This window comes from Novosphingobium sp. (assembly GCF_030699305.1).
Lineage (GTDB): Bacteria > Pseudomonadota > Alphaproteobacteria > Sphingomonadales > Sphingomonadaceae > Novosphingobium.
Genome location: NZ_JAUYNB010000015.1, coordinates 1 through 20,293 on the forward strand (window position 1 = coordinate 1; position 20,293 = coordinate 20,293).

19 protein-coding genes are annotated in these 20,293 nt (G+C 64.9%); 11 read left to right on the plus strand and 8 right to left on the minus strand.

Going from position 1 to position 20,293, the window contains the following annotated elements; genetic code table 11:
* Nucleotides 1-74: 74 nt before the first annotated feature.
* Nucleotides 75-1,241 (minus strand): N-acetyltransferase, encoded by a 1,167-nt coding sequence (locus Q8Q53_RS07595; protein ID WP_305701180.1) that lies wholly within the window; start codon nucleotides 1,239-1,241, stop codon nucleotides 75-77.
* A gap of 142 nt (nucleotides 1,242-1,383) precedes the next feature.
* On the opposite strand from Q8Q53_RS07595, the gene Q8Q53_RS07600 reads away from it, so the two are divergent.
* Nucleotides 1,384-2,463, plus strand: a complete 1,080-nt coding sequence (locus tag Q8Q53_RS07600) for a fatty acid desaturase (RefSeq protein WP_305701162.1) — start codon at nucleotides 1,384-1,386, stop codon at nucleotides 2,461-2,463.
* 2 nt (nucleotides 2,464-2,465) lie between these two features.
* On the opposite strand, the gene lptG is transcribed toward Q8Q53_RS07600, so the two are convergent.
* Nucleotides 2,466-3,560 carry an LPS export ABC transporter permease LptG gene (lptG, locus tag Q8Q53_RS07605; RefSeq protein WP_305701163.1) on the minus strand — a complete coding sequence of 365 codons (1,095 nt, stop codon included), beginning with the start codon at nucleotides 3,558-3,560 and terminating at the stop codon, nucleotides 2,466-2,468.
* Nucleotides 3,557-4,771, minus strand: coding sequence for an LptF/LptG family permease (locus Q8Q53_RS07610; RefSeq protein ID WP_305701164.1), 1,215 nt, complete (start codon nucleotides 4,769-4,771; stop codon nucleotides 3,557-3,559). Before Q8Q53_RS07610 ends, lptG begins: the two co-directional genes overlap by 4 nt.
* A gap of 155 nt (nucleotides 4,772-4,926) precedes the next feature.
* Between Q8Q53_RS07610 and Q8Q53_RS07615 the strand changes: the two genes are divergently transcribed.
* Nucleotides 4,927-5,634 (plus strand): VIT family protein, encoded by a 708-nt coding sequence (locus tag Q8Q53_RS07615; protein ID WP_305701165.1) that lies wholly within the window; start codon nucleotides 4,927-4,929, stop codon nucleotides 5,632-5,634.
* On the opposite strand, the gene Q8Q53_RS07620 is transcribed toward Q8Q53_RS07615, so the two are convergent.
* From Q8Q53_RS07620 to Q8Q53_RS07640, 5 genes are all read right to left on the minus strand, one after another.
* A complete protein-coding gene (locus tag Q8Q53_RS07620; RefSeq protein ID WP_305701166.1) occupies nucleotides 5,631-5,915 on the minus strand; it encodes a hypothetical protein in 285 nt (94 codons plus the stop codon). The two genes, Q8Q53_RS07615 and Q8Q53_RS07620, sit on opposite strands and share 4 nt — an antisense overlap.
* Nucleotides 5,916-5,928: 13 nt before the next feature.
* A complete protein-coding gene (gene clpS, locus Q8Q53_RS07625) occupies nucleotides 5,929-6,303 on the minus strand; it encodes an ATP-dependent Clp protease adapter ClpS (protein ID WP_305701167.1) in 375 nt (124 codons plus the stop codon).
* A gap of 205 nt (nucleotides 6,304-6,508) precedes the next feature.
* Complete coding sequence (locus tag Q8Q53_RS07630; RefSeq protein WP_305701168.1) at nucleotides 6,509-7,303, minus strand: phasin family protein; 795 nt, start codon at nucleotides 7,301-7,303, stop codon at nucleotides 6,509-6,511.
* Nucleotides 7,304-7,446: 143 nt separating this feature from the next.
* Nucleotides 7,447-9,333 carry an alpha/beta hydrolase gene (locus Q8Q53_RS07635; RefSeq protein WP_305701169.1) on the minus strand — a complete coding sequence of 629 codons (1,887 nt, stop codon included), beginning with the start codon at nucleotides 9,331-9,333 and terminating at the stop codon, nucleotides 7,447-7,449.
* Between the two features lie 91 nt (nucleotides 9,334-9,424).
* Complete coding sequence (locus Q8Q53_RS07640) at nucleotides 9,425-9,910, minus strand: hypothetical protein (RefSeq protein ID WP_305701170.1); 486 nt, start codon at nucleotides 9,908-9,910, stop codon at nucleotides 9,425-9,427.
* Nucleotide 9,911: 1 nt separating this feature from the next.
* Between Q8Q53_RS07640 and Q8Q53_RS07645 the strand changes: the two genes are divergently transcribed.
* From Q8Q53_RS07645 to Q8Q53_RS07685, 9 genes are all read left to right on the plus strand, one after another.
* The gene (locus tag Q8Q53_RS07645; RefSeq protein WP_305701171.1) at nucleotides 9,912-10,568 is read left to right on the plus strand and encodes a DUF2306 domain-containing protein; all 657 of its coding nucleotides are present in this window, start codon (nucleotides 9,912-9,914) and stop codon (nucleotides 10,566-10,568) included.
* A 13-nt stretch (nucleotides 10,569-10,581) separates the two neighbouring features.
* Entirely contained in the window at nucleotides 10,582-11,781 is a 1,200-nt protein-coding gene (locus Q8Q53_RS07650) for an LL-diaminopimelate aminotransferase (protein WP_305701172.1), read from the plus strand.
* 207 nt (nucleotides 11,782-11,988) lie between these two features.
* Nucleotides 11,989-12,648, plus strand: coding sequence for a winged helix-turn-helix transcriptional regulator (locus Q8Q53_RS07655; RefSeq protein ID WP_305701173.1), 660 nt, complete (start codon nucleotides 11,989-11,991; stop codon nucleotides 12,646-12,648).
* Nucleotides 12,649-12,667: 19 nt separating this feature from the next.
* Complete coding sequence (locus tag Q8Q53_RS07660; RefSeq protein ID WP_305701174.1) at nucleotides 12,668-13,480, plus strand: crotonase/enoyl-CoA hydratase family protein; 813 nt, start codon at nucleotides 12,668-12,670, stop codon at nucleotides 13,478-13,480.
* 98 nt (nucleotides 13,481-13,578) lie between these two features.
* Entirely contained in the window at nucleotides 13,579-14,838 is a 1,260-nt protein-coding gene (locus Q8Q53_RS07665) for an OmpP1/FadL family transporter (protein ID WP_305701175.1), read from the plus strand.
* Between the two features lie 4 nt (nucleotides 14,839-14,842).
* On the plus strand, nucleotides 14,843-15,283 hold the full coding sequence (locus tag Q8Q53_RS07670; protein WP_305701176.1) for a YeeE/YedE family protein: 441 nt from the start codon (nucleotides 14,843-14,845) through the stop codon (nucleotides 15,281-15,283).
* Nucleotides 15,280-15,681, plus strand: coding sequence for a DUF6691 family protein (locus Q8Q53_RS07675; protein ID WP_305701177.1), 402 nt, complete (start codon nucleotides 15,280-15,282; stop codon nucleotides 15,679-15,681). The genes Q8Q53_RS07670 and Q8Q53_RS07675 overlap by 4 nt, the downstream gene beginning before the upstream one ends.
* Nucleotides 15,682-16,058: 377 nt before the next feature.
* Complete coding sequence (locus Q8Q53_RS07680) at nucleotides 16,059-17,843, plus strand: ShlB/FhaC/HecB family hemolysin secretion/activation protein (RefSeq protein ID WP_305701178.1); 1,785 nt, start codon at nucleotides 16,059-16,061, stop codon at nucleotides 17,841-17,843.
* A gap of 68 nt (nucleotides 17,844-17,911) precedes the next feature.
* On the plus strand, nucleotides 17,912-20,293 hold a 2,382-nt coding region (locus Q8Q53_RS07685), incomplete at its 3' end, for a filamentous hemagglutinin N-terminal domain-containing protein (protein ID WP_305701179.1).

Below are 20,293 nucleotides of genomic sequence, written 5' to 3' on the forward strand. Positions count from 1 at the left end.
TGTCGAGCGTAGTCGAGACACAAGGCGCAAGTGTCTCGACTACGCTCGACACGAACGGGTAGGGGGGTGAGTTATTACAAACCCTTTTCGTAAATCCGGTATTCCTTGTTCACCGTGCTGTTGATCGCATCGGCGATGGCGTTCATGCCCTGGTTGTCATCCAGCACCCAGCCGATCTCGCCGCGTGTGCTGTTGTAGTTGGCAATGGCGGCGCGGCGGATGTATTCGATCATCATGAAGGCCAGCTGGCTGGCGATCCGGCTGGCCTGCAGCGATTTGCGCACCCCCATCAGTGGCACCCGCATCCCCGCCTGCGTGGGTTTGAAGATCCACAGCCCGAGCTTGATCCAGCCGAGCAGTGACGGCTTGCCGTTCTTGCCCACGGTGCGCTGCTGGATGCCGTTGAGATCGGGCAGGGTCATCATGAACGCCACCGGCACGCCGTCCAGTTCGGCAATCATGATCAGATCCTCGCGCACCAGCGGTTTCAGCTTTTTGCCGGTGTGGACGATTTCCTTGTCGGTGATCGGCACGAACCCCCAGTTGTCGGCCCAGGCATCGTTCAGGATGTCGAGGATCGTCGCGGCCTCTTGTTCGAACTTGCTTTTGTCCACGCCGCGCACCTTGATCCGGCTGTTCTTCTCACCGGATGAAACGATCCGCTGGATCAGCGGCGGGAACTCGCGCCGGATGTCGAGGTCATAGGTATAAAGCGTCTTGGCGCTGGTATAGCCCTGCGCCTCGATCCAGCCCTGATAGTGCGGCTTGTGGTGGCCCATCATCACCATTGGCGGGTGATCGTGGCCGCGCACCAGCAGGCCAGGTTCCTCCCAGACCGACAGGTTCATCGGCGCGAGCACGCGGATCATGCCCTGTTCCTTCAGCCAGCTTTCCGCAGCGGCGATGAGCGCGGCGGAGATGGCGGCGTCCTCAGCCTCCAGCGCCCCCCAGAAGCCCGTGCCGGGCCCCATTCCCTGCTCGGTCGGCTGGGTCAGGGCCAGTTCGTCGATGTGCGCAGCGATCCGGCCGACCACCTGCGCGCCGCGGCGCGCCAGCAGCAACTGCACCCGCGCGTGATCGAAGTAAGGATTGCCCGCTGCCGAAAACTTGGCGACTTCCTCGGCCCGCAGCTGCGGCACCCAGTTGGGATCGTCCGCGTTCAGCCGATAACTGAGATCGATAAAGGCACCAAAGTCGGCCTTGCTGGACACGGGAGCGATGACTAGGTCTGAAGCCACGATCTTGCCTTTGTTTGGGAATAGGTAGGATGAAACCTGCGAACTGCGGGCGGACCCCGTATCTTGTCAAGCCGGGGGGCGTCCGTGGGCCGCGGCAATGCACAATCGCCGGTGAACCACCCGGCCGGGTCACGTTGGAACGAGCATGCTTGCGCACGATACTGCCGATTTCTCATCACCCGCTGCGGCAAAGGTGAAATCCGCCGACATTCCCGATGACAAGGACATGTTGCGCGCGGCCGTGGAACTGACCCGCGATCTCGCCGCGGCGCGGCCGGAACTCTATTGGCCCGATATGCTGGCCTCCGCCGCGCTCGGCTATGCCGCGCTGGCCGGGGCGATCCTGCTGGACAACGGCTGGCTGGCGCTGGGCTGCGGTGTGGTGTCGGCGCTGGCGCTCTACCGGGCGCTGCTGTTCATCCATGAATTGACCCACATTCACCGCGATGCCCTGCCGGGGTTCCGGTTCGTGTGGAACTTGGCTGTCGGCATTCCGATGCTGACCCCATCGCTGATGTATGAAGGCGTCCACACGCTGCACCATGCCCGCACCCGCTATGGCACGGTGGAAGACCCGGAATACCTGCCGCTCGCGCTGATGAAGCCGTGGTCGCTGCCGCTGTTCATCGTCATCGCGGTACTGCTGCCGGTCGGGCTGCTGATCCGGTCCGCGTTGCTGGTGCCGCTGGGGGTGATAATCCCGCCGCTGCGCAAGCTGGTGTGGGAACGGGCCTCATCGCTGTCGATCAACCCGGATTTCCGCCGCCGCCCGCCCGAGGGCGCGTTTGCGCGGATGGTGTTCTGGCAGGAACTGGGCGTGTCGGTCTGGGCGCTGTTTCTGGTCTGGACGGCCTGGGCGTTTGACTGGCGGCCACTGGCAATCGGGCTGGCGGTGGTGTCGGCCACCGCAGTGCTCAACCAGCTGCGCACGCTGGTCGCCCACCTGTGGGAGAACGACGGCGCGGCGATGACTGTCACCGCGCAGTATCTCGATTCGGTCAACGTTCCCCCGCCGGGGATCTGGGCCGGGCTGTGGGCGCCGGTTGGCCTGCGCTATCATGCGCTGCACCACTTGCTGCCGTCGATGCCCTATCACGCACTGGGCGAGGCGCACCGGCGGCTGAGCGCGCAGCTGGGCGGGGGTTCGACTTATGCACGGGCGAGCTATCCGGGGCTGTTCCCGCTGATCGCCAGGATCGCCCGGTCAACGATGAAGCTGTCCTGAAGTTACTCTTCGGTGCGGACCAGCACCGTTTCACCGACCAGGGCAAACAGCACGAACGGCGCCCAGGCGGCAATCAGCGGCGGGTATGCGCCGAAATTGCCCATCGCCAGGGCGGCATTGTCGACCACGAAATAGGCAAAGCCCAGCGCCATGCCCAGCACGGCGCGGATCAGCAATTGCCCGGATCGGGCAAGGCCGAATGCGGCAATCGCGCCCAGCAGCGGCATCAGCAGCGCCGACAACGGCCCGGAGAACTTGTGCCACAGCTTGCCTTCCAGCTCACTGGTGCGCCGGCCAGCGGCCTTCATCGCCTGGATCGAACGATACAGCGTGACCGCGTCCTGCGCGTCCGGATCGACCTTGGTGATCCCGACCTGCGCCGGGGTTACATCCGGGGCGACCACGCGGGTGGACAGTTCGGTGCGAACGGTGGACGCGACATCGAAGCCAACCGGGTTTTCCAGCTTCCAACCGGGATTTGAGAACGTGGCGCGCGGGCTGCGCAGCTGTTCCACCACCATGCCGCTGGCGTCACGGCGATACCAGGTGACGTTTTCCATCACCGTCGCCGCCCCGCTGCCGCTGACCGCACCTGCGGCCAGGATGTTGGTCCCGTCGCGGTAATAGACGTTGGTGCGGGTCGCCGGGTCCTTGGGGATGACCTGATATTCCACCGCCTGCCACGCTTTGAGCGCAGCCGAGCTGCGGGTGACGATGCGTTCATTGAAGACAAAGCTGATCGCCGAAACCAGCGCGGCGGTCATCAGCAGGGGGGCCAGCACCTGATGGGCTGACATGCCCGCTGCCTTCATCGCCACGACTTCGCTGTTCTGGTTGAGCGTGGCCAGCGTGATGATCGTTGCCAGCAGCACCGAATAGGGCAGGAACCGCGCCACCAGTTGCGGGACGCGCAGCGAGGCATAGCGCCACAGGTCGGACTGGTCATTCCCCGCCACGCCCAGGATCTTGCCGCTTTCGCTCAGCAGGTCGAGCGCCTGGAGTACCAGCACCAGCATCAGCAGCACGGCCACGATGCGGCCAACGAACAGCTTGGCGAGGTAACGCGTCAGCGTGGGAGAGGGGAAAAACTGGATCATCCGGTTGCTCCCGTCCGGTCACGGCCGAACCGCGCGGCCAGTTTGCGCATCAGTTTCCCGGAATTCGCGGCGAACCGTTCCAGCGCACCGATTGGCTGCCCGCCGGGGACATAGGCGATCCGCCAGTACATCCAGACGATCAGGCTGGCGAAGATCGCGAACGGCCCCCACAGCGCCAGTTCCGGCGAAACCCGGCCCAGCGCGGCCACCGCCTGCCCGTATTCGTTGACCTTGTGATAGGCGACCACCATCACGATCGATACGAACACCCCCAGCGCCGAAGTCGATCGCTTGGGCGGGATCGCCAGCGCCACTGCCAGCAGCGGCAGCAGCAGCATCATCACCACTTCGACCATTCGGTAGTTGAAACTGGCGCGGGTCACGTTGCGCGCGGCCTCGCTCGCGTTGTCGTTCCAGCCGATCTGCATCAGTTCGGGCAGGATATACTCCCGCTCGATCCCGCCGCGCTGGCGGAACTTTTCGATCGCGGGCAGGTCAATCGGCAAGTCATGGCTGGAAAAGCTGAGGACGCGCGGGCTTTTGTTCGGTTCATCCTGAATGATCTGCCCTTCGGTCAGCCGCAGGATGATCGTATCGGGCGAATCCTTGAGCGCCAGGAACCGGCCCTCACGCGCGGAAATCGTCAGCACTTGGCCGCGCGGCGAACTGACCCGCGCGAAAATGCCCATCAACTGGCGCCCTTCCTCGCGGCTTTCCTCGATCCGCAGGGCGATCTTGTCCTGGAGGGTGGTAAACTCACCCACCTTGATCGACGCCCCCAGCGCGCCCGTGCGCAGTTCGAACTGCAACTGTTCATACCAGTAACGCGACATCGGCTGGAGATAGCCGACGATCACCAGGTTTACCCCGGCCAGCACCAGCGCGATGGCATACGGCACCCGCAGCAGCCGGGTATAGCCAAGGCCGACCGCCCGCAGCACGTCCAGTTCGCTGGAGGTGGCCAGTTTGCGGAACGCGAGCAGGATCCCCAGCATCAGCCCCAGCGGGATCGCCAGGCTGGCATATTCGGGCAGCAGGTTGGCCAGCATCCGGAACACCACCGACACCGGCCCGCCCTCGGTGGCGACAAAGTCGAACAGCTTGAGCATCTTGTCGAGCACGAGCAGCGACGCCGCGAGGACGAACACCGCGAACATCGGCATCAGCACAAGCCGCAGGATATACCGGTCAATGGCGGGCAGGAACTTCACAGGGGGGCTTGGCGTTTACCTTCTGGCGGGCCGACCCCGCAGTTCAGTTTCAACCCATAGACGCGGGGCGGGCACTGGAAAAGTGGCAAATCGTGTTTGCGCCGTAAGTCTCTGGGCCTAGGCTCAGTCCATCCCCAACCGGCAGGAGCCGCGCGATGTCCGAAATTGCCGTAGCGATGAATGAAACCCACGCCGTGGAACGGATCGGCTGGCTGCGCGCCGCGGTGCTGGGGGCGAACGACGGGATCGTTTCGACCGCCAGCCTGATCGTCGGCGTTGCCGCGTCATCGGCCGACAAGGCCCCGATCATGATCGCTGGCGTTGCCGGGCTGGTCGCCGGGGCGATGTCGATGGCGGCGGGCGAATATGTCTCGGTCGCCAGCCAGGCCGATACCGAAGCGGCTGATCTGGCGCGCGAACGGGCGGAACTGGCGAGCGATCCGGAGTTCGAGCGGAGGGAGTTGGCGGGCATCTATGAAAAGCGCGGCCTGCCCGAAGCGCTGGCGCTGCAAGTGGCGGACGCGCTGACCGCGCGCGATGCGCTGGCCGCCCATGCGCGCGAGGAACTGGGGCTGAGCGACATGCACCGCGCCCGCCCGGTGCAGGCGGCGGTGACATCGGCCGGGACATTTGCGGTCGGTGCGGCGCTGCCACTCGGCGCGGCGGCGATGCTGCCGCTGGGACAGTTGCCGCTTGGCGTGTCGGCGGCGGCGCTGTGCTTTCTGATGCTGCTGGGCGGTGTCGGCGCGGCGGTTGGCGGCGCACCGGTGGTCAAGGGCGTGCTGCGTGTCGCATCATGGGGCGCACTCGCCATGGCCGCGACTTATGCGATCGGTAGCCTGTTCGGGACTGCGGTGGCCTAGTGAGCGGGTTGTGAGCGGCTGAACGCCAGCGTTTCATTCGGGGCAAACGGTGCCTGTGTCACAGCTGTGTGCCAATCAGCTTGGAAGCCGGGAAGGCGGCTGAGGTAGTTGATCAGCAATTTCCAGCCGGTCAGCTCTTCGTGAAAGGTCCAGACTTTACCGGGTACCACGATTTCGCAGCAGATCAGGTCGGATGTGATCTCGTCGCGCTTGTAAAAGGTTACCCTGTCGATGTGTTCCAGCGGCAGCGCCGCCAGAACGCTGGCATCGATCCGGATCACGTCCGACTCCCGCTCAGGCCTTTTCCAGCGTGCATTGCAGCGGGTGCTGGTTCTGGCGGGCGAAGTCCATCACCTGGTTCACCTTGGTTTCGGCGATTTCATAGGGGAAGATGCCGCAGACGCCGACGCCGCGCTGGTGGACGTGCAGCATTACCCGGGTCGCCTGTTCCAGGTCCATGTTGAAGAACCGCTTCAGCACCATCACCACGAATTCCATCGGCGTGTAATCGTCGTTCAGAAGCAAGACCTTGAACTGGCTGGGCTTTTTCGGCTTTGCACGGGTCTTGGTGGCGACGCCGATCTGGTTCTGGCCGCCGCTGCCTGAATCGTTGCCATCATCATCCGCAGCGCGGACCGGGCGGGGCAGGGGGGGCTGAATAAGCTGCATCGTGTCAAAATATCGCAATGAGGGGGCCGGTTACAACCCCGGATGCAACGCAATGCCTGTCAAGGGTTGCGAAATACCAAACCGCCAACCTTAATTGGCCAGACGCCAAACGGGCCGGACAGTCAGGTGACTGTCCGGCCCGGCATGGGGACTCGCGGCCCGGCGGGAGAGAGGAGAATCCCGGACCGCGAGGAGAGGTCCGCGCTTAGGCGGCCTTCTTGACCTTTTCGATCGCGATGCTGACGCGGTTCGAAATGGGGGCAAACGATTCGTTGGTCAGCTTGACCACCGCTTCCGAGGTCTTCGAACCCGAAGCGACCACGGCGTCGAAGTTGCGACGCAGGATTTCACCCTGCAGCTTGAAAAAATCGGCCGGCGACTTGACCGCGGCCAGTTCCTTGACGTCGGCGGTCATGGTTTCGAATGCCGACTTGGTGTCGGTGACATAGTCCTTGCCCATGCCCTGCAGGCCAGCGGCGAGGATCTTGCCCGATTCGACGACGGCTTCGACGTTGCCCTTGGTGAATTCACCGGCTTCGCTGAACAGAGCGGTGCTCTTTTCAAACGCGACCTTGGCGCGGTCCTGGGCTTCGGAAACGGCGTCCTTCACCTTGGCGGTGAAATCCTGGGCGGTGGTCTGGGTCTTGCTCATGATGGTATCCTTGATCTGCGAAATGGTGGTGGGCTTGGCCGCCTTGGCGGCGATCGGCTTCACGCTGATGGGTTTCGCCGGCTTCTTCGGAGCGGCTTTCTTGACGGCGGCCTTCTTGGGGGCTGCCTTGGTAGCGGTGGCCGGTTTCGCCTTCAGCGCGGGGGCCTTGGGCGCAGGAGCGGCCTTGATTGCGGCGGCGGGCTTGGCAGCAGCCTTCACCTTGGCAGCCGGGGCCGCGACAGGGGCTTCAGCCGCAGCAGCCACGGGCGCTTCGGCCTGTGCGGTCACTTCGGCGATGGCCTGATCCATCTTGGTTTCAGCGGTCTTGGTGTCGGTGGCATCGGCCATCGCAAACGTTCCTTCGCAGAACCCGCACCGACCATCGGCATGGGTTATGTTGCAGTGCACAAAATAGGTTGTGCACCTGCGAAGTCAAGACCATTTTTGTGCAGTGCAGCATAATCCGCGACGCAGCGCCGCAAATCAGCGGTTTACCGTGCCTTCACATAGCTCCCGGGGGCGTCTTCCAGCACCTTGTCGCCCTTGCCGCCGGGCACGCGCTTGCCCTTGGCCGGAACTTCGGCGCTGTCCTGGGTTCGCAGCCAGTCCAGCCAGTGCGGCCACCAGCTGCCCGGCGTTTCGGTTGCCCCGGAAACGAACTGGTCCAGCGTGTCGCACGGCTGGGGGTTGGTCCAGTACTGGTACTTTTTCGCCGACGGCGGATTGACCACCCCGGCGATGTGGCCCGATCCGGCCAGCAGGAACAGGTTGTCGCCGCGCAAGTGCCGGGTCAGCCGGAACACGCTTTCCGCCGGGGCGATGTGATCTTCCCGGCCCGCCTGGATATAGGCGGGGGTCTCGATCCGGGTCAGATCGATCGGGGTGCCATTCGCGCTCAGCGCATCGGGCACGACCAGCTTGTTGTCGCGGTAGAGGTCGCGCAGATAGCTTTGGTGCCACTTGGCCGGCAGGTTGGTGACATCACCGTTCCAGTGCAGCAGATCGAACGCGGGATAGTCCTGTCCCAGCAGGTAGTTGTTGACCACATAGTTCCAGATCAGGTCGTTCCCGCGCAGCAGGTTGAACGCCGTCGCCATGTAGCGCCCGTCCAGATAGCCGTGCTTGGCCGACAGTTTTTCCAGCGTTTCAAACTGCTTGTCGTTGATGAAGAGCTTCAGTTCGCCGCACTTTTCGAAATCGACCTGTGCGGTGAAGAACGTCGCGCTCCTGACCTTTCCGGCCTCGCCCCGCCGCGCCAGGATTGCCAGCGTCGCGGCCAGCGTGGTTCCGGCGACGCAATAGCCGATGGCATGGACGCTGCTGACCCCCAGCCGAGCGCGGATGGCATCGATCGCGTCGATCTGGGCGGAGATGTAATCGTCCCACACCACTTCGGCCATGCTTTCATCGGCCGATTTCCACGACACGACGAACACGGTGATGCCCTGTTCGGTTGCCCACTTGATAAAGCTTTTCTGCGGCGACAGGTCCAGGATGTAGAACCGGTTGATCCACGGCGGAAAAATCACCAGCGGCACTTCCAGCACGTTGGGCGTGGCCGGGCTGTATTGCAGCAGCTGGTAAAGCGGGGTCTGCCGCACGACCTTGCCGGGCGTCACCGCGATGTTTTCACCCAGCTTGAACGCCTGCGGATCGACGTGGGTCAGCTGGCCGCGCTTCAGGTCGGCCAGCAGGTGTTCCATCCCCTTGACCAGGTTTGCGCCATGGGTCGCCATGGTCCGTTCGACGACCAGCGGGTTGGTCAGCGGGAAATGCGCGGGGCTGAGCGCCTCGACCAGCGTACGGGCGGCGAATTTCAGCTGTTCCTTGCGCATGGGATCGCCCGAGTCGACCGTGTCGGCCATCGCCATGACCTGTTCGGCCAGCATCAGGTAGGTCTGGTGGACCAGCGCGAAGAACGGCTGGTCGCGCCATTTGGAATCGGCAAAGCGACGGTCCTTGCGCGGCAGGTCTGGCCCGGCTTCACCCTTTTCCCCCGCCTTGGGGCCGATGCCGTATTGCCCCAGCACGCCTTCCCACAGCTTCAGGCTGTCGTCCCACATCCGCTGCTGCGCCGCCGGATTGGCCAGCGGCAGCGCGCGCATCCAGCCTTGCAGGACGCCCAGCCAGTTGCCGCTGTCGTCCAGCAGGCCGGGCAGCTTGTCCGCCGCGCTGGCGGCCTGCTGGGCCTGAAAATCCAGCCACAGCGTCTGGAGCCGCTGGGCGTTGCCGGCCCACTGCGCGGCATCGCCCACGGCCTCATCCTCGCCCGCTGCGGCCATGCCGGGCATCAGCTGGGCGAAGATTTGCTGCGGCCCTTTCAGCAGCTGCGCAAAGGCATCGGCGGGGTTGTCGAACGGGCTGGACTGGTCAGGCATTCGGCACTCCGTGGGGACAGGTCAGGCTTAGGCGGGATTCATGGCGACGGCGTGACAGCCAGCGGCAAGATCGGGCAGGCATATCGGGCGGTCACTTCGCCTTGCAGCTGGCCGCAGCCTTGCGTTGGTAGTTCGCGTGAAACTTCGGCATGTTGGCCGATCGTTCCCCGAAATCGTAGCCTTCGCCCAGATAGAGCTCCAGCGTACGGGTCATTGGCGTGGTCGAATCATCGTCGAACGAGTAGATCACGATGTTCTTCTTCACTTTGCCCCACACACCGTGGCCGCGCAGGTAATCGCCCGAATCATCGCGCGCCCGTTTGCCAAGAAAGCGGAACAGGGTTGGGCCGCAGGTGCCGTTGTCGGCCACGCTGACGCCGCAGAAGTCCTTGCCGCACGGGGCGATGTCGATCGTCTTGTAAAGTTTGCCGCGGGCGGTGAAAGCGGGGCGCTCTTCCGCCACGGCCCAGCGGCCGTAATAGAGGCTGCTGGCAGGGGCGTTCGCCACCGCCGATGTGCTGGCTGCAGCGCCCAGCAGGCCAATCGACAAGCACGCGATGCGGTGAAATAAGGCCATGATGTTCAGTTCCCGCTCAAATCCGGACCGGACCGGCAACCCGCTGAAGCGGCTGCTGACAGCGCTGGTCTTAGCAGCAATCGCGATATTTGTAATAGTCGCCGCGTACAAGGCGGTGATTGCTCCCTGGCAGATTGATGACTTTCCCGAAGAACTGGCGGTGAAGGCAGAATTGCTGCCGGTTACTTTCACGCTGCACATGATCAGTGGCGGGCTGGCGCTGATGCTGGTGCCATGCGCGATCCTGCTGCGCCGCCGCCCGCGCTGGCATCGCCCGGTTGCCCGGATCGCGGCGCTGGATGTGGTGGTGGCCGGGGTGACCGCGTTTCCGGTTGCGCTGGTCGCGCCGGTCACGGCGTGGTCCGCCTGGGCGTTCACTGTGCAAGGCGCGGTCTGGCTGACCTTGCTGGGACTGGGCCTGTGGCACATCCGGAGCGGGCGGGCGGAGCAGCACCGCGCCTGCATGCTGCTGATGGCGGCGACGATGACCGGGGCGATTTTTTTCCGGGTCTATCTCGCTTTGTGGGCGATTATCGCGCAAGGGCGTCAATACGAGCTGTTTTACGCCATTGCCGCATGGGCGGCGTGGAGCGTGCCACTCGCCTTGACGGCGCTGGTGCTGCAACAGCAAGGAATCCGGCGCAATTCCGCGCCCTGATTGGAAAGGTCCGATGTCCGAAGAATTCTACCGCATGAAGCGACTGCCGCCCTATGTCATCGCCGAAGTCAACGGCATGCGGGCAGCGGCACGTGCGGCGGGTAAGGACATCATCGACCTGGGGATGGGCAACCCCGATCTGCCGCCGCCCGCCCATGTGATCGACAAGCTGTGCGAAGTGGCACAAAAGCCCGACGCCCACGGCTATTCCGCGTCCAAGGGCATTCCCGGCATCCGCAAGGCGCAGGCCAATTATTACGCCACCCGGTTCGGCGTGGACGTGGACCCGGAAACCGAAGTCGTGATGACGATGGGGTCGAAGGAAGGGCTGGCCAGCCTGGCGACCGCGATCACCGCGCCGGGCGATGTCGTGCTGGCCCCCAACCCCAGCTATCCGATCCACACCTTCGGCTTCATCATCGCCGGGGCGACGATCCGCAGCGTGCCGACCACGCCGGACGAACGCTATTGGGAATCGCTGGAACGCGCGATGCGCTTCACCGTGCCGCGCCCGTCGATCCTGATCGTGAACTATCCGTCGAACCCGACCGCAGAGACGGTCGATCTGGCGTTCTATGAACGGCTGGTCGCCTGGGCGAAGGAAAACAAGGTCTGGATCCTGTCGGACCTGGCCTATTCCGAGCTTTACTTTGACGGCAATCCGACCCGGTCGATCCTGGAAGTGCCGGGGGCGAAGGATGTCGCGGTGGAGTTCACCTCGATGTCCAAGACCTACTCGATGGCGGGCTGGCGGGTCGGCTTTGCGGTGGGCAACCGCCAGCTGATCGCTGCGTTGACGCGGGTGAAAAGCTATCTCGATTACGGCGCGTTCACCCCGATCCAGGCAGCAGCCTGCGCCGCACTGAACGGTCCGCAGGATATCGTCGAATCGAACCGCAACCTCTATCAAAAGCGGCGCGACGTGATGGTTGAGGCATTCGGCCGGGCCGGGTGGGACATTCCCAGCCCCAAGGCGTCGATGTTTGCCTGGGCACCGCTGCCCCCCGCGCTGAAGGAAATGGGCAGCCTGGAGTTTTCCAAGCAGCTCCTGACCCAGGCCGAAGTCGCCGTGGCTCCCGGCGTGGGCTATGGCGAGGACGGCGAAGGGTTCGTGCGGATCGCGATGGTTGAAAACGAGCAGCGCCTTCGCCAGGCCGCGCGTAACATCAAGCGTTACCTGACCAGCATGGGCGTGAACAGCAGCGCTGCCTGACCGCCGCGCAATCACGGGGTATCGGGCCTGCACCATTCCGGTTGTTTCCCGGCTTGCCCTGCCGGGTGATCTGTGGTGCGGTCCGTTTATGGGCCAAGCGTGATTCCGGGGGCCGCCTTGCGGCAATTTCAGTGGTTTGCAACGGGGCCGGTCCCCACCGGGTGCGATTTGCGCCGACTGGGGTGGAAACTCCTGGGGGAGCACGATGTGCTGCCTCAGGGGGAGTACCTGCCGCTGCTGGCCATGCCTGAACGCCTGCTGGTCAGCGAATGGGTGACGCTGTCGGGCGCGCAACTGTCGCGCCGCCGCCGGGCGCTGGTGGTGGGGGTCGATGACGCGCTGGAACGGGCGCGGTTGCTGCGGCTGGGCTTTGGCGATGCGATGGGCCCGCAGCCGGAACTGGAAGAGCTGGAAATCCGCGCCATGCGGATCAGCGAGGCGGTGCGCTCGCTGCCGCGCTATCGCCAGGTCGGTCCGCTCAAGCTGGACCTGCTGCAACGCGACGGCATGGTTGCCGGACGCCCGCTGGGGCTGCATCCGCGCGAGTTTGGCCTGATCTGGCGGCTGGCTGACAGTCCGGGCGATCCGGTCATGGTCGGCAGCCTGCTGCGCGATGTCTGGCGCATGGCGTTTCGCCCGGAAACCAACAGTCTGGCCGTGCACGTCAGCCGGTTGCGCAGCAAGTTGCGTCTGGCGGGGCTTGACGGGTTGATCGAAACCCTGCCGGACGGGGCCTATCGCCTCGGCTTCGGGGGGCTTGGCGAGAGTGCGGCAGTTGATGGACCGGTGCGCGATTCCACAGTCTATTTGCCGCTGGACGAGGGCGGCGGATTAGGCAAGGTTCTGCACCGCTATTCCACCACCTGACGGGAGCAGGACGATTACGATGGAACATGAAGTCAAGCCGGCGAACCGCGTTTCGATCCGGATGGAAGGCACCGGGGTGGCCCAGGTCCGCCTGATCCGTTCGGACAAGATGAACGCGCTGGACCCGGACATGTTTGCCGCGATTCTGGATGCCGGGCGGGTGCTGTATGACCTGCCGGGGCTGCGCTGCGTGGTGCTGGCGGGCGAAGGGCGCAGCTTTTGCGCGGGGCTGGACCTGACCAGCATGGCCCAGACCGACCGGCATGACCGCGTGCCGCTGACCGACCGGACCCATGGCAGCGCCAACCATGCGCAGCAGATCGCGATGCTGTGGCGCAAGCTGCCGGTGCCGGTGATCGCGGCGGTCCACGGCGTGTGCTTTGGCGGCGGGCTGCAAGTGGCCAGCGGCGCGGATATCCGCATCGTCGATCCCACCGCCCGCATGGCGGTGATGGAAATGAAGTGGGGGCTGGTGCCCGATATGGGCGGCTATGCGCTGTGGCGCGGCACGGTGCGCGACGACATGCTGCGCGAACTGACCTATACCAACCGGGAGTTCACGGGGCAGCAGGCGCTGGAATACGGTTTCGCGACGATTGTCGATGGCAACCCGGTCGCCCGCGCCACCGCGATGGCGCACGATATCGCCAACCGCAATCCCCACGCCCAGCGCGCGGCGAAGCGGTTGTTCAACCACTATCTCCACGCCCCGGTCCATGAAATCCTGATGGCGGAAAGTGTCGAGCAGCAGAAGCTGATGGGCACGAAGAACCAGATCGAAGCGGTGATGAGCCAGATGGAAAAGCGCACCGCCGATTTCACTGATCCCTGACAGGTAAAACCGGGGCTTTCGCGGTCCGCAGAATTTCTAGCCCGCCCCCGTGCAGTCCCGCGTTGACGCCAAGGGACCGGCCCCGCAAGGGCGGTCCCATGACCATTTACCGCACCCCGCTCACCCTGATCGCCCCGGCTCTTGCCATGCTGGCGGCCAATCCCGCCCATGCCACCGACGGATATTTCCTGAACGGCATCGGCGCGAAGGCCAAGGGTTCGGCCGGCGCTGCCATCGCCCAGCCGCAGGACGCGCTGTCGATTGCCGCCAATCCCGCCGCCGCCACCGAACTGGGCGAGCGGCTGGACGTGGGCTTTGAAATCTTTGTGCCCAATCGCGGCGCCCGCATCAACGGCAATGGCGCGGGGCTGAACGGCAGCTACAGCGGCAACGGTGCCAACCCGTTCGTCCTGCCGGAATTCGGCTATGTCCGCCAGTTGTCGGACAGCGTGGCGGTGGGCATCGCGGTCTATGGCAATGGCGGGATGAACACGGTCTACAAGGCCAACCCGTTCGCCAGCTTTGGCGCGACCGGTCCCGCCGGGATCGACCTCAAGCAGATTTTCATCACCCCGACCGTGGCCGTGAAGCTGGCTGAAGGACAGAGCATCGGCGTATCGCCGATTGCAGTCGTCCAGGGCTTTCGCGCCACCGGCATCGCGCCGTTCGCCGCCGCATCGCTCAATCCCGCCAACTTCACGGACCGGGGGACGGACTGGTCGGCCGGGGGCGGGGTGCGCGTGGGCTATCTCGGCCAGTTTGGCGACGCGGTCAGCATCGGCGCGTTTTACCAGTCGAAGATCTGGGCGGGCAAGTTTGACAAGTATGCCGGCCTGTTTGCGCAAGGTGGCGGGTTTGATGTGCCCGCATCGTTCGGCGCGGGGATCGCGGTCAAGCCGTCGGCGGCGCTGACCATTGCTGCCGACGTCAAGCGGATCGAATATTCGGACATCCAGTCGGTCGGCAATCCGCTGTCCAACCTGTTCACCGGCAAGCCGCTGGGCGCAGAGGGCGGCCCCGGCTTCGGCTGGCGCGACATTACCGCGTGGAAGCTGGGCGTGACTTATGTCGCCAGCGACGCATGGACACTGCGCACCGGCTATGGCCATTCCGGCAATCCGGTGCCGGGATCGGAAACGCTGCTCAACATCCTCGCGCCGGGGGTGGTGTCGCACCACCTGACCGGGGGCGCGACTTATACCACGGCGTCGGGCGTCGAACTGACCGGCTATGTCATGCACGCGCCCAAGCAGACCGTGCGCGGCGCCGGTTCGATCCCCGCGCCCTACGGCGGCGGCGAGGCGGATATTTCGCTCGGGGAAACCTCGTTCGGCCTGTCGGCCGGGTTCAAGTTCTAAGGCGATGGCATTTGATCCCACCAGCCTGCCAACTGGCTTGATCGCGCCGATTGTCGGCGGCGCCCTGATCGGCCTGTCCGCCGGAGTGCTGCGGCTGGGCAACGGCCAGATCGCGGGCATCAGCGGCATCCTGCGGATCGGCCTGCGCGGGCCGGACCGGGACTGGCGTCTGGCATTCCTGCTGGGCGTGGTGTTGGCGGGCCTGCTAGCCGCGTGGCGCGGCGGGCCGGATCTGGCCGCCGGGCTGGAGCGCGCGTCGCTGCCGGTGCTGGTGGTCGCGGGCCTGCTGGTGGGCGTCGGCACCGGGCTGGGCAATGGCTGCACCAGCGGCCACGGCATCTGCGGGCTGGCGCGCTTTTCGAGGCGGTCGCTGGCGGCGGTGCTGACCTTCATGGCGGTGGCGGTGCTGACCGTGCTGATCCGCCGCGCCGGAGGCTGGCTGTGAAGGGCGCGGCGGCATTGCTGGCGGGCCTGCTGTTCGGCATCGGCCTGGCGATTTCAGGCATGACCAGCCCGGACAAGGTGATCGGCTTTCTGGACATCACCGGCGCGTGGGATCCCAGCCTGGCGTTCGTGATGGGGGCGGGGCTGCTGGTGGCAACGCCGCTGTTCTGGCTGGCCCGGCGGCGCGGCGCGGGGCTGAGCGGCGACCCGCTGGGTGAACCGGCGGAGCAGCTGATCGACGCGCGGCTGATTGGCGGATCGGTGCTGTTTGGGCTGGGCTGGGGGATTTCCGGGCTGTGCCCCGGCCCCGCGCTGATCGACCTGTTCATCCAGCCGGTGCAGGCCGGCGCGTTTTGCGCGGCCATGGTCGCCGGGTTGCTGATCAGCCGCCGCGACTGAACCTTGCCGCGCGACAGCTGAATCGCTGCGCCCCCGCAATTATGTTGCGGTGCAATATTCCGTAAAATTGGCGCCACTGCCGCTTCCGCGCTGACAGTCGCCGCCGGTTATTTCCGGCGGCGCTTTTGTGCGTGGTGCAATCAATACTTCTGTTGCTTTGGTTACAGCAGCTATTCTGACCATGGAAGCGCTACTTTCAGTCACATTTCAGTTAATTAGTAGAGGTGGGTAGGGCCTGTGCGAATGGCTATTCAGGCGCTTGCGGACCTGCCCCAATAGGTTAGGATGCCGGTAATAATAAAGCTCCGATGATTCGGGGGAGAACTTGGGTCGCGCCAGATATTCAAGCGTTTGATTGACCAAAGTCAGGGGGCTAAATGAAAACTGCCGAGCGTTCGTGGGCGTTCAAGCCCAGTTTGCTGGTGGCTGTGTCCATCACCGCGATGGCGCCTGTCGCCGCTCTCGCCCAGGCGCAAGTGCCCGATGCCGGCACGACCAGAGGCCAGATCGAACAGCTTCCCCCCGCTCCCGAAGTTCGAAAGCCCGAAGTTTCCGTGCAGTCGTCCGAAGCCTTCGGGCGGGATGACTGCTCGCTCAGCACGTCGGACGTGCGCGTGACGCTTGGCGAAATCCAGTATGAAGGCGTGGGCGGATCGGCGGTCGATCCGGTGCTGCGCGGCCTGATCGGCTCGCTTGAGGCCAGTGAAAGCGGTGATCAACCGATCAGCGTGGTCTGCCGCATCCGCGACCGGGTGAACGGCGAACTGGCCCGCGCGGGCTATGTCGCGCGCGTGCAGGTGCCGCCGCAGGAAGTGACCGGCGGCGTGCTCCGGCTGGTGATCGTCGCGGGCCGCGTCACCGAAGTGCGCGTGCGCGGCGATGTCGGGCGCTATCGCTCGGCGCTGGACAGCCGACTGGAACAGATCCGCGCGCTGGCCCCGTTCAATAAGGATGAGGCGATCCGCATCCTGTTGCTCGCCAACGATATTCCGGGCCTGAAAGTGAAGCTGGCACTGCGTAACGCGGGCGGCGCGCCGGGCGACCTGATTGCCGAAGTCGATGCCGAAACGCAGGATGTGCTGCTGCTGGCCAACGTCCAGAACTTCGGCTCGCGCCAGCTCGGCCGTGAAGTCGCCACGCTGCGCGGGGAAATGTATGGCCTGACCGGCATGGCCGACCGCACGTATGTCAGCCTGTCGAATTCGCTGCAGTGGAAGGAAATCCACATTGCGCAGATCGGCCACGATTTTGCGCTGAATGACAACGGCTTGCGGCTGGGCGGGCGGATCAGTGTGGCCCAGTCCGAACCGGATATCGCCAACCTCGATCTGCAATCGCGTTCGCTGATTGCCGGGCTGGAAATGTCGCAGGTGCTGGTCCGCAACCTGCAAAGCTCGCTGACGGCGACGATCGGCGGCGAAGTGCTGAACCAGGCCACGCGGGTGCTGACCACTGGCGGCAAGGTGCCGTTCACGCATGACCAGATGCGCGTGTTGTTCTGGCGTCTCGATGGGACCACCCGCAAGCTGACCCCCGGCGGCAACCAGCTTTACAGCGCGGATGTCATGCTGGAAGTTCGCAAGGGGATCAATGCGTTCAGCGCGTCGAAAACCGGGGTAATCGAAAACAACTTCGCCCCGTCGCGGTTCGAAGGCGTGTCCACCGCAACCGTCGTTCGCGGTGAGGCTTCGCTCGATCTTTCGCTGGGCAAGGTGCTGGGCATTTCCAGCAAGGTGTTTGGCCAGTGGGCCAACAAGCCGCTGCTGAACCTCGAAGAGTTCTCGGTCGGCAACTACACCTATGGGCGCGGGTATGATCCGGGCGCCAATGGCGGGGACCGCGCGATCGCGGTGCGGATCGAACCGCGGATCCGGGCGGGCCAGGTCGGTCCGGTCGATCTCAGCTTCACCGGCTTCTTCGACGTGGTCAGGCTCTGGAACCTCGACCGGTCCGCCGGGACCGAGGCAAAGCGCACCTTGCGCTCGGCTGGCGGGGGCGTGCGGATGGTGTTCCGCAACCAGTCCACTGGCGAGGCACGGGCCGCGCTCGACGTGATCTATGCCAAGCCGCTGGACAAGGCGCTGGTGGCCGACACGCGCAAACCAACCGGCCGCGTGCTCGTTTCGCTGACAGCCAAGCTCCTCCCGTGGGGACGCCGCTGATGCGAACGCTCCGCCAGTTCGCCGCTCACCAGACGATACTTAATCCCTTTGGGAAAGGCATTGCTGCCATGAATGCCCTGACATTTGCTCGCCAGCGCCTGTTGCTGACTTCCGCCCTCGTCGCTGGTGCCGCCGCCGTTTCCCCGCTGGGGGCCGGTCTGGCCTATGCGCAGACTGAGACAACTGCTGGCGATGTGCTGGGGACCAATCCGTTTGCGCCGCCAGCATCCGCACCAGGCATCACCGATGTCGCGGGCGGCGTGCAAGTCGACTTGAAGGTCCAGAAAAGCGTCATCAACTGGACGCACTTCAACATCGTCGATCCGTCGCGGACGATCAATTTCTCCGATCTCAGCGGGCTTCCGGCGGGCACGATCGTATCGGTGCTCAACCGCGTGGTCGGCAACGGGGTCGATCCGATCGAGGCCTCGGTCATCAATGGCCTGATTTCGTCCTCTTCAAATGTTGTGGTGTGGATTTCCAACCCGATGGGGATCACCTTCGGCGCGTCGGGCGTATTCTCCGGCGGCAGCCTGGTGCTGACCACGGCGGCGATCACAACCTCCGATTTCCGGAACGCCGATGACGATTACGCCCTGACCGGCGCCAGTGCGAATGCCATTACCCTGACCGCAGGCAGCCAGATCAACGCTGCCGGGCGGTTTGTGGCCATGGGCCAGAACATCACCAACGGCGCAGCCATCACGGCCGGCGAAGATGTGGCGCTGATTGCGGCGCAGGACATCGACCTGACGCTCAGCCCCGGTTCGCCGATCAGCTTCACGATCAAGGCCGGGACCACGGTCGGCACGGCCAAGCTGAACAGCGACGGCACGATCAACGCCTCTTCGATCACGCTGACCGGCGCGGGCCGCCGCACGGCGGGCTCGGAATCTGACCTGCTGCTGGAAATCAGCGGCACGCTCACCGCCACGGCGGTTGGCGGCAAGGTCTTCCTCGGCCTCCAGCGCGATGCGGGCGATGACACCATCGGCGGCAACAATGACCGGATGCAGATGATTGGCGATACCACGCTGATCGGCTCGACCGTGGAAATTGCTTCCGCGCTGGATAGCGACGGAACGGCACGCGTTCTGGACATTCAGGGCGATGCCGTGCTGCGCGGTGCGTTGGGGGCGAATTCCGCGCTCAGTAGTCTGGCCGTCAGCGGCACCACCCAGATGGATGGCGGCTCGGTCACGACCAACCTGACGCAGGACTATACCGGCGCGGTTACGCTTGGCGCGGGCACGGTCCTGAAGGGGACGATGGCTACATTCGGTTCAACCGTGGATGGAGCGCAGGGCCTGGGGATTGACGGCAGCGCGGTGTTCAAGGGAGCGGTTGGTGCAACGACTGCCCTGACTTCGGTGAGCGTGGCCGGTTCAACGATCATGGATGGCGGCTCGGTCAAGACCACTGGCCTGCAGAGCTATGATGGGTCGGTCGTGCTTGGTGCGGATACGACGCTGACCAGCACTGGCGGCGGGGCGATCAACTTCGGCAGCACGGTGGACAGCGACGCGGGCCAGACCCGCGCGCTCACCACCGCCAGCACTGGCGTGACGACGTTCGCAGGCCGGGTCGGGGCGACCGACAAGCTCAGCACGCTGACGGTCAACGGCCTGACGACCCTGAACGTGGCAGGCACGCTGGGTGCGCCGTCGATCCAGACGACCGGCGCGCAGACCTATACCGGTGCGGTATCGCTGGGCGCGGACACGGTGCTGAGCGGGACGACCGCCACGTTCGGTTCGACTGTGGACGGGGCGCAGCTCCTCGCCGTGGCTGGGAACGCGGTGTTCAAGGGTGCCGTCGGTGCATCGACCGCCCTTTCCGGACTTGCCGTCACTGGCGCTACCGAGTTCGACGGCGGTTCGGTGACGACCACCGGCGCGCAGACTTATACGGGTGCGGTGACGCTCAAGCAGGACGCGGCGTTGTCCGGCAGCGGGGTTGCCTTTGGCAACACGGTGCAGAGCGACGTTGACGGCACTGCAGGCCTGACCACGACGGCAACCAGCAAGACACTGTTCACCGGCGCGGTTGGCGGCGGGGGCAAGGCGCTGAAGTTCCTGACGACCAATGGCCTGACGGAGATCGCGGGCGGCTCGGTCATCACGAAGGACGCGCAGACCTACAACGGCGCGGTGGTGCTGGCGGCGGATACGACGCTGACCAGCAACGACGGCGGTGCGATTGGGTTCGGCGGCACGGTCGATAGCGGGACGGGGCAGACCCGCGCGCTCACCACGGCCAGCACGGGCCTGACGACGTTCGGCGGGCGGGTCGGCTCCACCGACAAGCTGAGCACGCTGCTGGTCAATGGCGGTACGGTGTTCGACGCCACCGGTGCGACCACGGTCAGCACCACGGGCACGCAGACCTACACCGGCGCGGTAACCCTGAAGAAGGACACCACGCTGTCGGGCACCGACATCACGTTCGGC

Excerpts from the sequence above, each read along its gene's own strand:
- Q8Q53_RS07630 (WP_305701168.1), bottom strand. The coding sequence starts at position 7,303 with ATGGCCGATGCCACCGACACCAAGACCGCTGAAACCAAGATGGATCAG.
- clpS (WP_305701167.1), bottom strand. The coding sequence starts at position 6,303 with ATGCAGCTTATTCAGCCCCCCCTGCCCCGCCCGGTCCGCGCTGCGGAT.
- Q8Q53_RS07640 (WP_305701170.1), bottom strand. The coding sequence starts at position 9,910 with ATGGCCTTATTTCACCGCATCGCGTGCTTGTCGATTGGCCTGCTGGGC.
- Q8Q53_RS07680 (WP_305701178.1), top strand. The coding sequence starts at position 16,059 with ATGAAAACTGCCGAGCGTTCGTGGGCGTTCAAGCCCAGTTTGCTGGTG.
- lptG (WP_305701163.1), bottom strand. The coding sequence starts at position 3,560 with ATGATCCAGTTTTTCCCCTCTCCCACGCTGACGCGTTACCTCGCCAAG.
- Q8Q53_RS07650 (WP_305701172.1), top strand. The coding sequence starts at position 10,582 with ATGTCCGAAGAATTCTACCGCATGAAGCGACTGCCGCCCTATGTCATC.
- Q8Q53_RS07635 (WP_305701169.1), bottom strand. The coding sequence starts at position 9,333 with ATGCCTGACCAGTCCAGCCCGTTCGACAACCCCGCCGATGCCTTTGCG.
- Q8Q53_RS07670 (WP_305701176.1), top strand. The coding sequence starts at position 14,843 with ATGGCATTTGATCCCACCAGCCTGCCAACTGGCTTGATCGCGCCGATT.
- Q8Q53_RS07660 (WP_305701174.1), top strand. The coding sequence starts at position 12,668 with ATGGAACATGAAGTCAAGCCGGCGAACCGCGTTTCGATCCGGATGGAA.
- Q8Q53_RS07645 (WP_305701171.1), top strand. The coding sequence starts at position 9,912 with ATGTTCAGTTCCCGCTCAAATCCGGACCGGACCGGCAACCCGCTGAAG.
- Q8Q53_RS07665 (WP_305701175.1), top strand. The coding sequence starts at position 13,579 with ATGACCATTTACCGCACCCCGCTCACCCTGATCGCCCCGGCTCTTGCC.
- Q8Q53_RS07615 (WP_305701165.1), top strand. The coding sequence starts at position 4,927 with ATGTCCGAAATTGCCGTAGCGATGAATGAAACCCACGCCGTGGAACGG.
- Q8Q53_RS07600 (WP_305701162.1), top strand. The coding sequence starts at position 1,384 with ATGCTTGCGCACGATACTGCCGATTTCTCATCACCCGCTGCGGCAAAG.